Raw genomic sequence first — 13,059 nt, forward strand, 5'->3', positions numbered from 1 at the left:
TGCAGCGTGCGGGTCGTCTAGATCTGCGTCTGCATCAGCTTCTGGTAGGCCTGAAGGCCTTTGCTGCGCACCTCGTTCATGAGCTCGAACTGAAGCCGGGCCTGGTTCATCGAGATCATCACCTCGTGCAGGTCCTTCTCCTCCCCCGCCACGAAGGCGCTGACCTTCTCGTTGGCCGTGTCCTGCGCCTCGTCGACCCCTTCGACCGCGTTCTCGAGCGTGTCGCTGAAGCTGGGGCCGTCGGTCGCCTCGTCCAGGTTGGGGAGATCGTCGCCGCCCCCCTCATCCGTCTGCTGGATGGCGGCCTGGCGGAAATTTTGGAGCTGTGCAGCCTTCATGGCCGTTCGGGGGTCTGTCCGTCGAATGCGGGACGTCGTTCCAAGGGGACCTGTGCGTGCGGTGGGGGCCAGTGGGGCGTCACCCGGTCACGTCGAGGTTGCCGCCGACGGCGTTCGGATTGACCGTCTGCGCGCCTCGCCCGCGCCCGTAGAGCCGCATCGACAGCTCCGGGTCCTCCGGAAAGTTCTCCTCGATGGCTTGGCGCTCCTGCGTGGTGAGGGCGTCCTCGGAGGCCTCCTGTGTCGCCGCGGCGTCCGGGGCCTGCTGCGTCTCGGAAGATTTCTCGGCGCCCGAGGCAGATTTTTCGGGACCCGAAGCGGCGCCGGACGACTCCTGAGACGGATTGACGCCCTGGGTGTAGGCCGCGCGGCCGGCCGCGGAGGAACCAATTGTGTTCATGGGAAACGAGGCAACGCGTGCAAGAGGGCGACGAGAGGGCGGGCGGTCCGTTAAATTTCAAAGGTGCGCTGGGCCATGCTCTTGGTGGCCTCCACCGCCGAGAGGTTGGCCTCGTAGACGCGGTTGGCGGACGTCATCCGGGCCATTTCCTGGGCAACGTTCACGTCCGGGTAGTGGACGTAGCCCTCCTCGTCGGCGTGCGGGTGGGAGGGGTCGTACTCGAGGCGCTCCTTCTCAATCTCCTCGATCTCGGTCTCGGGGCCCAGGTTTCCGGTGGCCTGCTCCGGCGGGAGCGAGGCCTCGCGCAGGTGCCGGGCATTGGTGCTGCGCAGTTCGAGCTGCGGGTCGAGTCCGCCCCGGTTCAGGCGCTCGTAATCCGCGTTGTCGACCTCCTGCACGGCCCGCTTGATCCGGAACGGGTCCCCGTCTTCCGTGCGCGAGGTGGAGGCGTTGGCGAGGTTCTCCGTGGCGGCGCCCAGCTTGCGGCGCTGGGCCTCCAGGCCGCGCGCGGCGGTCTTCATCGCGGGGAGAAACTGGTTTCCGATCGGCATGGGCAGGGGTTGCTTCTAGGGGAAAGGGGCGCGGGGAGCGCGGTGGCTACCGCGCGCTTCCGGTAATGCCGATTTTCATGAGGTCGAAGTGCTCGGTAAGGGCCCGGGAGGCCATCCGCGTGCGCATCTGGGTGTCCGTCAGCGTCATGAGCTCCTCCTCGAGCACGGGCGCCTCGTCTTCGACCTCCGTGTCGGGCTCCACCTCCGACTGCTCCCGGAGGCTGCCCGAGTGCCGACGCACGTCCTGCAGCTCCTCTTCGAAGGAGACCGACATCCGGTCGTATCCGGGCGTGTCGATGTTTGCAAGGTTGCTGGACGCGGCCCGCCGACGCTGGGCGTAGGCGGACATCGCGTTGCGCAGAAGGCGAACCTGTGTGGTTTCCATGGCCGAATCGGTCCTGCGAAGAAAGCGCGTCGGGCCTACAATCCAATCAAGCACCGTGCCACGACCACAGACCACCGGTCCACCCGGCAGGGGGGGTTCGTTATCGACGAATTCGTCTCCGTGTTAAAATGGAAGACATCTTCGGAGAAGGTGGGAAATATTTACACCAACCCGCGACCGGGATGGCCCCTGCCCCCCCGACAGACACGCCGTGCGGACCGGTGGCCCGTCTTGAGAAGATGCGGGGCCGGGGTCGGCGTACGGTTTGCGACACCAAGAACCACCGCGCTGCCTCCCTTCATCGTCCCCTTCCCGTCCATGCCTCCCGACACGTCCCCCGAGCGCCCCTCGGTTCCGACCCTGGAGGTCCCGTCCACCCCGAGCGGCGCGGAGTCTCCCGACGCCGCCGAGGGGGCGTCGTCTCCGGCGGACGGACACGACGAGGCCCTGAAGCACCTGACGTCGGTGCTCACCCGCCACCTCGCCCCCCTCGCGAACACGATTGCCCGCCACGCGGATCGGCTGGTGGATGCGCCCGACCCGAAGCGGCGACGCGAGAGTGCGATGGACGTGCTGGCGGCCTCCGCCCAGATCGACGACCTGCTGGCGGCCCTCCGTCACTACAGCCGCCCCGTCGACGCCTCCGCGCAGCGCGTGCCCGTGGCCGATGTGGTGGAGGACACGATCGGCCTGCTCGACGACACGGCGCAGACGCGAGTCCGGATGAAGGTGGAGCCCGAGGCCGACGCCCCCATCGACGCGGACCCGGCCCTGCTCCGACAGGCCCTGCTCAACCTGTTGCAGAACGGCCTGGAAGCCACGACCGCCCCCGAAACGGTGCTTCTGCGCGCCGCCCGTACCGATGCCGCCCCCCAGGTCGCGTTCGAGGTATGGAACGACGGGGAGATCGAGCTCGACGACCCGTCCGTGGTCTTCCAGCCGTTCTACTCCGCCCGCCCGCAGCACCTTGGGCTCGGGCTCCCCATCGCGGCCCACATCGCCGAGCAACACGACGGCTCCCTCCGCCTCTCCACGAACAGCGTCGCGGACGGGGGGACCTGCTTCACCCTCCAGGTCTGAGGTTCGACCGTCCGTCCATAGGGGCGTGTCCGTCTCGCGTCCCTGCCCCCCGTGCAGCATACGTTCACCCCACCGACCCCGCCAAGCATGAACACAACCTCGCCCACGTCTCCTGCGACCACCTCTCCTCACATTCTGGCCGTCGACGACGAGGTCATGCTCCACGACGTCTTCGAGCGCCTCTTTCCGCGCGAGGGGATCGAGGTGACGGCCTGCTCGAGCGGCACGGAGGCAATCGAGCTGCTGGAGGACGCCGCCTTCGACCTCGTCCTGGCCACCCATCAGATGCCGGGGCCCGACGGCATGGAGCTGCTGGACCACATCCAGGAGCACCACCCGACGGTGCGCGTGATCCTGCTCTCGGACCAGGACAACGCGCAAAACGCCGTGCGGGCGATGCAGAAAGGGGCCGCCGACTACATTCCGAAGCCGTTCTCGACCGACGAGCTCGTGGATCGGGTCAAGGGCCTTCTCGAGGAGCCGGCCCCGTCCGCGCAGCCGAGCAGCCTACCGGGCGGCGACTCCGCACCCGGCGCCGCAAACGTGACCTCGGCCGACGGGGCCCCCACCGGCCGCCCCGACGACCCGGATCTCTCCACCAGCTCCTCGCTCTTTTCCCAGGACGGGGCGCCGGAGAGCGACGCCCAGTTCGTCGGGGAGCACGAGAGCATCCAGCACCTCAAAACGATGGTGCCGCGGGTCGCGCAGAGCGAGGCCCCGGTGTTCATCCACGGGGAGAGCGGGACAGGGAAGGAGATTCTGTCTCAGCTGATTCACGACCGGAGTGCCCGCGCCGACGCGCCCTACGTCCCCATCAACTGCGCCGCCCTGCCGAGCGACCTGGTGGAGAGCCACCTGTTCGGGCACGTCGAGGGGGCGTTCACCGGCGCGGTGGACGACATGGAGGGGGCGTTCGAACGGGCCGACGGCGGGACGCTGCTCCTCGACGAGATCACGGAGATTGACTGCGGCGTCCAGGCGAAGCTCCTGCGCGTACTGCAGGAACAGCAGTTTCAAAAGGTGGGCGCCTCGGAGAAGAAAGAGGTGGACGTGCGCGTCGTCGCCACGAGCAACCGGGACCTCAAAGAAGCGGTGGACGAGGGCGCCTTCCGGGAGGACCTGTACCACCGACTGGCGGTCTTTCCCCTCCACGTGCCGCCCCTGCGGGGCCGCCTCTCCGACATTCCCCTGCTGGCCGAACACTTCGTGGAGAAATACGCCGCCCAGTACGACCTTCCGGACAAACCGCTGTCGAGCGGGCTGCTACAGCACTTTCAGACCCACAGCTGGCCCGGCAACGTGCGGGAGCTCGAAAACATGATCCACCGGGGCGTGGTGATGGCCGCCGACGCGGACACCATCACGAAGGAGCACGTTCTGAACGCATCGTTTACGCGGGACGGGACCGCCGCCGACGCGGACGGGGGCACGGGGAGCGTGACGCTCACCCAGCTGGCGGACGGAGACGGCCCGCCAACGATTGCCGAAATGGAGCGCAAGCTCATTCTGCGCACCCTGTCGCAGGAGGACGTAAGCCAGAAGCACGCCGCCGAGAAGCTCGGGGTCAGCGCGCGGACCATCCGCAACAAGTTGCAGGAGTACCGGGAGGACGGGTTCTCAATCTAGGGTCTCGGCCCCGTTAACCGAAGAGCTCGGTGAGGGAGGAGGCCACCTCTTCGGTCACGTCCGGCTCGGTGAACCGCCCATTTTCGACCTGCTCCTGAAGCTCCGTCCGCCGCTCCTCCGAGAGCGACGCCTCTTCGCTGAGGGCCTGGCGGCCGCGCTCCACGAGCGCCACGTCTTCGCCGCTGAGGCGCTCCTGGGCGGCGCGGGCGGCGTCGGAAATCTCAACCTGGTCGGTGCCGGCGGCGTCGGTCGTCTCGGACGACTGCTCCGACGACGCCTCCTCCGAGTTTGCGGCCTGCTGCGCCTCACCGATGTTTTCGTTGCGCGCCGAGTCTGGCTGCAACGGCCCGGTGGACGGGTTCTGAATGTTCATGGGCTCAAGCGCTGTTTGTAAAGGATGGATGTTGGGGCCCCGTGCCACAAACGACTGCCGTCTCGCATGAGGTTATCGGGGCGGGGGCGGGCTTCTTAAGTGAAGAACACGTGAAGTAGGCGGCTATCCGCTCAGTTCGGGGGGGAGCACCCCGTCGTGGCCGCTCCGGTTCGAGGTTGAGGACGCGGTGTGGTCGTCGTACGAGTCGTTTGCGCGCTGCAGTCGCTGCAGTTGGTTGAGCTCCGCTTCAATCTCGTCTTCTCGCTCTCGGAGCTGATCCAGAAGCGCCTCGTGCTGGTCGACCAGGGCCTTCTGCTTTCGCCGGAGCGCGCCGTCGGCCCGGCTCGCGTCCGACGATGTGGACGGGGACGTGTCGGCCTCCGTTCCCGTGTCCCCCGCCAGGCGATCAATGAGCCGCGCGCGCCGGTCGATCAGCGCCGCCGTACGGTCCCAGTCGTCGGCCTCCACCGCCTCGGCGATTCGCTCCCCAAGGTGGAGAAGGGCGTCGAGACGTTCGGCGGACACGGCCATTTACTCGAAATGGCGCTGTGGCGATGGGCGCGGCCCAGCGACCCCGGCTAAAAGAGCCGCTGGCTGATGGACTGCTGCTGGCTGGCGAGCGAGCGGATCGTGCTCTCGACCTCGGCGTACTGCTCACGGAGCTGCTGCTCGCGGCGCTGGAGGCGCTCGTCGAGACCGTTGATCCGGTCGTCAATTCGGTCGATGCTACTGTCGATGCTGTCCTGCCGGCTGTCGAGAAGCCCCCCCGTGTCGGCGTACTGATCCACGCGTTCCTTCATCCGCGTGGCGACCCCGTCGGGGCCGGCAAACAGATCCTTCAGGGCACCCTGGTTTTCACGGACAGCCGTACGAAGAGCATCTTCGTCGGTAAGTTTCAGGGTCCCGTCCCGGTTGGCCTCTATGCCAATGTCCGCGAGGGTGTTGAGCCCCTCCGGCTGGCCCTCTACCGGCCGGGTCGCGTCGGTGCGGAGCTGTCGACTCAACCGCCGGAAGGTACTGTCGTCCGCCAATTCTCCCCGCTCACCGTTTTCCGGATTGACGTTCGTTTTCTCGTTCAGGAAGGTAATCACCTCGTTGACCCGATCGACGAAATTCTTCACCACACTCTGGGCCCCCTCCTCGTCCGCCGTCACTTCGAACGAGGACGCCGTCCCGTTGGCCTCCTCCAGGTTCATCGTCACCCCATCCACCGCGTCGGTCACCTCGTTGCTATTCCGGGTGAAGGTGAGGCCGTTCAGCTCGAACTCACTCGTCAGCTTCGAGCTGGCCTCGTCCGTCCCCACCTCCGTGATCTCGCCCCCCTGCGTGTCGTCGGCGATCTGATCGGCGTTGACCTGCAGCTCCGAGAGCAAATTGTTCGACGAGTCGGAAAAGCTAAGCCGCCCCTGGTACCCGGTCTGCTGGCTTCGGAGCGAGAGGCGCGCCGTGCCGCTCGTGGGGTTGATCACCGATGCGCTCGGGCGCTGGTCGGCCGAGAGGGTTCCGTCGTCCACCGCCGACTGAAACGCGCTGTCGATGGCCGACTGAATGTCGCTCAGCACTTCTTTGTTGTTGGTGCCGTCGGAGTCGACCGTCACGTCGATGGACGTGCGGGCGTCGGGATTGCTGTCGGTGGGGGTGGACACGTCCACCGAAAAGGTTTGAGCACCGTTGTTGGTGAAGAAGTCGGAGAGGTTCGACTTGTCGGCGTCGAACGTCTGAGACACCCGCCCGTCCTCCGAGGCGAGCCGGTTGACGGCCAGCGAGTAGCTGCCCGTGCTGGCCGTCTCGTCGGCCGATACGCTGAACCCCTCCGTGCCCTCCGCGGCACTGGCATTGCGGCCGTCAAAGGGACTGGAGGTCGTGTCGGTTAGGGTGCTCAGCTGACTTTGAAGCGATGAAAGCTTCCCGTCCAGGTCGCTCACCAGCGACTTGGTATTTTTCTTCTGCTGGCGCTCGTTCTGAAGCTCCAGCTTCGGCTGGCGCTCAATCCGGAGCGTGCGCTGGATCAGCCGCTGATACTTTGGGCTCAGGCCCGCTGAGGGGCCGACAGACGTTCCCATGGGTCCTTAGAAGATGTCGATGAGGAGGAGTAAACGGGCGGCGGGCAGTGCCGCTACGCGGGCTGTCCCTCGACGACGCCCTGCTTCCATCCGTCCCGGAGTTCTTCGAGCAGCTCGCGGATCACGTCGAGGTCGCCCGTTGCGCACTCGTTGAGGCAGTACTCGTAGATGCCCAGCAGGCGGTCGGCCAGTTCGCCGCCCTGCTCCACGTCAAGCGCATCAATCAATTCCACAATGACCTTGCGGAGCGTGTCCCGATCTTCCTGGTGGCAGGCCTGAATGCCCGCCTCGTAGAGCTTTTCGATGAGCTTCTCCGGCGAGGCAGTCTGCACCGACTGCTGCTGGTATTGCTGACGTGCGCTGTACATGAGGATGGATGCAAATTTGAGTCCAACGCGATCAAAATGGGGGACGACGGGCCGCCTCGTTCCCTCACGGGAAACGATTTCCGGCCCGGAGAGTCCTTCCGGGACGGCGGCGTCCCCGCCGTTCACCCCTGGTTATCGGAGCGCTGGGCAATCTTTTAAGGGCGCCCCGCGCCAAACGCCCGTTGTGCCATTCTGAACGGGGCCCCGGCCCCATCCTCCCGGCCCGGCCCGTTGACGACTCGGTTCCCACACTCTCAGCGCAGCCCGCTGACTACTCGGTCGCCGCTGCTCCCAGCGCAGCCCGCTGACTACTCGTGCCGCAGGCCGCATGACCTCGCTCTACTCGGCCCTCGCTGTCGCTCCCAGCGCAGCCCGGTGGAGGCGATCGCCTCGGGCCCGCGCTTGTGGACCTACGCCTCCGCGTCGGCAGCACTCTCGGCCCGGGGCAGTCGCACGACGAACCGGCTCCCGTCTCCCTTTTCCGTGTCTACCTCGATGTCCCCGTCCATCTCTTCGGTTGCCTTCTGGGTGACGGCCAGCCCCACCCCGCTGCCCTCGTACTTCCGGCCGATGCCCTCCGACGCCTGGCGGAACGGCTCGAAGAGCTCCTTCGCGGCCTCGGGCTCCATCCCAATCCCGGTGTCCTCGACCTCCAGCACGGCCGCCCCGTCCTCCCGGTACGTTCGCACACGGACGCGTCCGCCTTCGTTGGTGTATTTGATCGCGTTGGAGAGAAGATTCTGGACCACGATCTGCACCCCTCCCTCGTCGGCCCGGGCCCGGACGGGCCCGGTCCCGGTCTCGACCTGGAGGCGAACCCCCTTGTCCGTGGCCTTGGGCTTTAGCTCTTCGGCCGTTCGGCGCGCCCGGTCCGCCAGGTCGACGGGCCGGCGGTCCAGCTCCATCTGCCCGGCCTCTAGCTTCGACAGGTTGAGCACCCCCTCCAGGGTGTCCAGGAGGCGCTTGCCCCCCTGCTCGATCAGATGGGCCTTCTGCTCCAGCGAGCCGGCCGCCGACGCGTCCAGGGCCCCCACCTCGGCCCCCAGCACCTCGGCGAATCCAATGATCGACGTCAGCGGGGTCCGGATCTCGTGGCTCATGTTGGCGAGGAACGCGGACTTCAGCCGCGCCGCCTTCCGGGCGTCGTCCCGGGCCTGCTCGGCGTCGGCCCGGGCCGCCTCCGCCCTGTCCTTCGCCCCCCGAAGCTCCTCCTCGCGGCGCAGGCGCTCCAGGACCAGGGCCGCGTACCCGCCCAGCACCTCCAGCAGGCGTAGGTTGAGCCGGTCGAAGTCGCCTTCGTCCGACGTGCCGGCAATGATCACGCCACGCCGCCCAATCGGCACCCCGGCCGCGGCCCGCAGGTCCCCGTAGTCGATGCCGTTCTCCAGCGCTGCGGTGTCGGGGACGACGACCGCCTCCCCGGCCTTCAACGTACGCGCCGCAACGGTGTCCCCATCGACCGGTTGCGGACTGGGCGCCGGCAGGTCGGCGTCCCCCTCGGCGGTGGTCTTCTTCGGGATGATCTCGCCGGCCTCCACGAAGGCCGTGTGCCGGAACGGGTACGCAAAGACATCCTGGAGCACCCCGTGCACCTCCGCGGCCACCGCCTCGCGGGACCCGGCCCGGAGCAGCCGCCGGGTGGCCTCGTAGAGCGCCTCGATCTTTTCGGTGCGCCTGCGGAGCGCCTGCTTCTGTTCCGTGCGCTCCGTGATGTCGTTGAGGTGAAACAGGGCCCCCTGCGCCGTGCCCTCGACGTCTTGGAGGGGCGCCCCACTCACCGACAAAATGCGACGGGTCCCGTCCGGCCATTCAATCGCGTGCTCGTAGCCGAAGACGGGCTCCTGATTCCGAAGGACCCGCCGGAATGGAAGGTCTGCATCCGGGATGGGGCGCCCGTCGACCGTCGTGATGCCCCATTCTGGGTCGTCGAAGGCACGTTCAGTGACCTCGCTCCTTTCGATGCCCAGCACCTCCTTAGCCCGCTCGTTGACCCGGACGAAGTTGCCCGCCTCGTCCAGCAGCACAATGGCCGCCGGGCTCGTGGACAACAACTGATCCAGCAGATCCCGCTCCTCCCGAAGACGGTTCTCTCGGTCCAACCGGTCGAGCACAGCCGTCGCGTAGGTGCCAAGCACCTCAATCAGGCGGATGTCAAATTCGCTGATGGCGCCGGGGTCGGGCGAGGCGACCGCGAAGGTGCCGTGCGCCCCCATCGGCACGACCACCACGGACCGGAGCGCCCCGTAGTCGTGCGGGTCTTCCACCTCGGTGGCCTGCAGGTCGGAAATGGTGAGCGTATCGCCGCTCCGGTACACCTCCGCCACCGCACTGTCCCCGTCCACGTCGAAGGGCGGGCGCTCGGGCATGAACTCGCGGGTCGCCTCCGCCACGTGGGCCACCTCCAGAACGCCCTCTCGGGCAAACCGGACGGACACGCCCTGGTGGCCGAGGGCCTCCCGGATGATCTCGACGAGCACCGTGGCGATCTCGTCCGTGCTGCGCGCCGTCAGCAGACGATCGGCCGTCTCGTAGAGGGCCTCCACTTTGTCCCGCCGCCCCCGGAGGGCGCGTTCGCGCTCCTTCTCGTCGGTGACGTCCCGAGAGACGGCCATGCCGGCGATCACCGTCCCGTCCTCGTCCCGGACCGGAAGGACCTGGACGCGGTAGTCGCCCCCCTGGTATTGCTCCTCCAGGACGCTTTTCTCCCCGTCCAGCGCACGGCGGTAATATTCGACCTGCCGATCGGCAATGTCCTCGGGAAACAGGTCGTGGAGCGTGCGCCCCACGACCTCGTCGGTCGAGAGCCCGACGTCGGCCAGCCCCTGCCCCCCGGCCGTCCGGAACGTCAGGTCCTCGTCGAACAGGAAGACGGCCCCGTCCGGAAAGTTGTCGACGAGGGTCTGGTACTGGCTCTTCGACGTCCGGAGGGCCTCCTGCCGCCGTCGTCGGTCGGTGATGTCCTGAATCGTCCCCCGCACCCGCACCACCGTCCCGTCTTCGGACTGGGGCTCCCCGCGGGCGTGCACCCATCGTCGCTCTCCGTCGGGGGCAATCAGCCGGGCCTTCAGGTCGAACGGCGTGCCCTCCTCGACCGCGTCCTCGACGGCGGCCCGCACCGTCGGGCGGTCGTCCGGGTGGCAGGTGCGAAGGGCCTCGTCCAGACTGTCACTGGGACGAGCCGGCAGGGCCATCATTCGGCGGGCGTTCTCGGTCCAGCGCACCGTGTCGGCCTCCACGTCGTACTCCCACGCCCCGACATCGGCGATCTCCTGGGCCCGCTCGAAGAGGTCGTTCTGGCGCTCCAGCTCGCGCTCGCGCCGCTTCCGTTCGGTGATGTCCTGCAGGGCCCCGGCCACCTTCACAATCTCCCCGTCCTCCTCGACCGGCGCCCCCACCGTGCGGACCCACCGGCGATTCCCCTCGGCCGTGATGATTCGATGCTCCACGTCGTAGGAGGCGCCCGCCTCCACGCAGCGCTCAAAGGCCGCATGCACCGCCGACCGGTCCGCCGGATGGACGAACTCGAACCCTTCTTCCAGACCCAGCTCGGCGCCGGGGGCGAGCTCGTGGATCCGATACCCCTCGTCCGACCAGGCCACATCTCCGGTGCGGAGGTCGGCCATCCACGCCCCCGTCAGCCGCTGGGCCTGCTCCAGCAGGCGTCGCTGCCGCCGGAGCGCCTGCTCGCGCTCCTGCTTCTCGGTCACGTCCCGCTGGATGGACACCCAGTACTGCAGGGCGCCCGCCTCGTCGAACATCGGCGTCGTGGTCCAGCGGGCACTGTAGCGCGTCCCGTCCTTCCGGTAGTTCACGGTTTCTCCCGTCCACGGCTCCTGGGCCGCCAGGGCCTGCTCGAGCGAGGCAATCACGTCCGGATCGGTCTCCGGGCCCCGGAGCAGCTGCGGCGTGCGGCCGATCAGTTCCTCCTCGGCGTACCCGGTCATCTCCTCGAACGCGCGGTTGACGTACGCGATGGTGCCGCCGTCCGCTTCGCCCGCGTCGTCGCGTCCGGGGGCCTCGGTCACCACGACGCCGTCCGTGGTCTGCTCGACCGCCTCGGAGAGGATGCGCAGGGTGTGCTCCTGCTCCTTTCGTTCGGTGATGTCCAGCATGAAGCCGTTGAAGACAAGCGCCTCGCCCCCTGCTTCCGGCCGGCGCTCCAGCACCGAGGTGAGGAGCAGCCAGACCCGCTCCCCGTCGGGCCGGTCGAACGGCAGCTCCACCTGCTCCGGGCGCGCCCCGCTCCGGGCCGCCCGCACGCAGTGGTCGTGCCGGTCCCGGTACGCCTCCGGCACCCGAGCCAGGAACTGCTCTTCGAAGTCGTCCGCGTCCGGGGACAGCCCGAGCAGGGCCTCCGCCCGCGCGCCGACAAACCGGTACCGGCCCGCCCCGCCCGGGTCGACCCGGTATTGAAATTCGATGCCCGGGAGGCTCTGCGACACGCCCCGAAGCCGGTCCGCCTCGGGCGTCCGGCGCGCCTGCTCCCCGGCAGCCTCGGCCCCTGCGGCCCCGAACCGGCGCCAGAGCCCGGCCCCCGCCAGGCACACGGCGGCGCCGGCGAGAAACGAGAGAACGTACCCGAACACCAGCATGCCGGGAGAAAGCACGCTCATTGGACGGTGCCTGTGTGAAGTGGTGACGTGCCGGGGGTGTGAAGATACACCCAGTAGTGAATGTAAGCAAAAGTTAGGCAAACGAAAATCACACCCGCCGGTGCGGGTCGAATGCCCCGGGTGCGTCACGAGTCTGTAACAACGGCCTGCGCCATAGCGCAGAGTACGTGCTGTGTCCCGGGAATAGGCGCCGTCCCAAAAAACGGCACGTTCCTCGCCCTCCGCGTGACTGAGCGCCCCTCCGACGACGGCTCAAATCCTCTCGGCTCGGAGGGGTGGACGCCGGGCCCCGGTGATGTCGTGGCGGCCGGCCTGCTGACGACTCGACCGGCGCGGACGGGTAGAAGACCTGAGCGATGCCTCTCCCGGCCCCGTCGGTGCGGAATGAAATGACTCTTCTGGTCCAACCGGCCGCCCGCTGATGCCGAACGGCCGCCCTCAACACGAGGCCCACCGTCCCCCGCCCCCGCCTGGCGCACCGTGCGTCGCGGGGCCGCTCACGCGCACCGGCACCCCGTGCAGCCCGCCCCGACGAAGAGGCACGAGTGGGCTCCGGGGGCGCTCCAGATGGGCTTCAGATAAGCTACTCGATGAGGTCGCGCACCGCCGCCCCCGTGGCGTGGGCCTGGGCGCGGCGCGCCGTCTCGGCCTGGGCGCGCATCTGGAGCTTCGCGGCCCGGGCCTGCGCCCGAACCTGATCGGCCCGGGAGGGACGGGGGGCCATCGCGTCCGCTACGGTGTGCTCGGGGGCATCCGCTTCGGACCGGGCCTCCTGCAGATTCGGGGCCGGGGCGCGATCCCGGGCCCCATCGCCCGTCGCCAGCCCGGCGGTCGTGGACCCGGCGTCTTCGAGAGAATCGGACGGGATGCGCATCGGATTGTCGGGCCACGCCCCCGCGCTGGCCCGGCTCACAGGCCGCCCGTCCATGCCGGTGCGCGTGGCGCCCGAGGTGCTGCCCGTCGCGTGGGGGACGTGCACACGTGCTCCGTCGTCCGGAATTGCCTCCGGGCCGGGGCCGAGCGGAAGCAGAAACGTCGTCGGGGAGGCGGGACGGGGCGACGCCGAAAAGACACGCATGGCGGAGACCGGGGGGCTATGTGAGTGCAGGGCGAATGGGCACGCCGTGTGAGTCCGGCTCGTCTTTTGTTATCGGACGTAAGCGGGGGACTTTAAACGCCCCGCGAACAGAGGCCCGCGGGAGACGAGCCCAGGGGGTCCGGACGAGCCGGTCCGGGAGGGCGACACGCCAGACCGTCTGGAG

At 68.3% G+C, this 13,059-nt stretch carries 12 protein-coding genes; 2 read left to right on the forward strand and 10 right to left on the reverse strand.

Annotation, left to right across the window (positions count from 1 at the left end):
- Positions 1-17: 17 nt before the first annotated feature.
- The 4 genes from fliE to SRU_RS13725 all read right to left on the reverse strand — a co-directional run bounded on the left by fliE (position 18) and on the right by SRU_RS13725 (position 1,674).
- The gene (fliE, locus tag SRU_RS13710; protein ID WP_011405330.1) at positions 18-338 is read right to left on the reverse strand and encodes a flagellar hook-basal body complex protein FliE; all 321 of its coding nucleotides are present in this window, start codon (positions 336-338) and stop codon (positions 18-20) included.
- A gap of 79 nt (positions 339-417) precedes the next feature.
- Positions 418-738, reverse strand: coding sequence for a hypothetical protein (locus SRU_RS13715; protein WP_011405331.1), 321 nt, complete (start codon positions 736-738; stop codon positions 418-420).
- 50 nt (positions 739-788) lie between these two features.
- Entirely contained in the window at positions 789-1,289 is a 501-nt protein-coding gene (gene flgC / locus SRU_RS13720) for a flagellar basal body rod protein FlgC (RefSeq protein ID WP_011405332.1), read from the reverse strand.
- Positions 1,290-1,335: 46 nt separating this feature from the next.
- Positions 1,336-1,674, reverse strand: a complete 339-nt coding sequence (locus SRU_RS13725; RefSeq protein WP_103017338.1) for a flagellar basal body rod protein FlgB — start codon at positions 1,672-1,674, stop codon at positions 1,336-1,338.
- Between the two features lie 318 nt (positions 1,675-1,992).
- On the opposite strand from SRU_RS13725, the gene SRU_RS13730 reads away from it, so the two are divergent.
- Both SRU_RS13730 and SRU_RS13735 read left to right on the forward strand, forming a co-directional pair.
- A complete protein-coding gene (locus SRU_RS13730) occupies positions 1,993-2,754 on the forward strand; it encodes a sensor histidine kinase (RefSeq protein ID WP_118839914.1) in 762 nt (253 codons plus the stop codon).
- 87 nt (positions 2,755-2,841) lie between these two features.
- Positions 2,842-4,380 (forward strand): sigma-54-dependent transcriptional regulator, encoded by a 1,539-nt coding sequence (locus tag SRU_RS13735; protein ID WP_164923680.1) that lies wholly within the window; start codon positions 2,842-2,844, stop codon positions 4,378-4,380.
- A gap of 13 nt (positions 4,381-4,393) precedes the next feature.
- Here SRU_RS13735 and SRU_RS13740 read toward each other — a convergent pair whose 3' ends face one another.
- From SRU_RS13740 to SRU_RS13785, 6 genes are all read right to left on the reverse strand, one after another.
- Positions 4,394-4,753, reverse strand: a complete 360-nt coding sequence (locus tag SRU_RS13740; protein WP_011405336.1) for a hypothetical protein — start codon at positions 4,751-4,753, stop codon at positions 4,394-4,396.
- Positions 4,754-4,876: 123 nt separating this feature from the next.
- Complete coding sequence (locus tag SRU_RS13745; RefSeq protein ID WP_011405337.1) at positions 4,877-5,284, reverse strand: flagellar protein FliT; 408 nt, start codon at positions 5,282-5,284, stop codon at positions 4,877-4,879.
- Positions 5,285-5,331: 47 nt separating this feature from the next.
- Positions 5,332-6,816, reverse strand: coding sequence for a flagellar filament capping protein FliD (gene fliD / locus SRU_RS13750; protein ID WP_011405338.1), 1,485 nt, complete (start codon positions 6,814-6,816; stop codon positions 5,332-5,334).
- A 53-nt stretch (positions 6,817-6,869) separates the two neighbouring features.
- The gene (fliS, locus tag SRU_RS13755) at positions 6,870-7,184 is read right to left on the reverse strand and encodes a flagellar export chaperone FliS (protein ID WP_112904885.1); all 315 of its coding nucleotides are present in this window, start codon (positions 7,182-7,184) and stop codon (positions 6,870-6,872) included.
- Positions 7,185-7,594: 410 nt separating this feature from the next.
- Complete coding sequence (locus SRU_RS15250) at positions 7,595-11,797, reverse strand: PAS domain S-box protein (RefSeq protein ID WP_183956854.1); 4,203 nt, start codon at positions 11,795-11,797, stop codon at positions 7,595-7,597.
- A gap of 583 nt (positions 11,798-12,380) precedes the next feature.
- The gene (locus tag SRU_RS13785) at positions 12,381-12,875 is read right to left on the reverse strand and encodes a hypothetical protein (RefSeq protein ID WP_011405341.1); all 495 of its coding nucleotides are present in this window, start codon (positions 12,873-12,875) and stop codon (positions 12,381-12,383) included.
- Between the last annotated feature and the right edge of the window lie 184 nt (positions 12,876-13,059).

The organism is Salinibacter ruber DSM 13855, assembly GCF_000013045.1.
GTDB lineage: Bacteria > Bacteroidota > Rhodothermia > Rhodothermales > Salinibacteraceae > Salinibacter > Salinibacter ruber.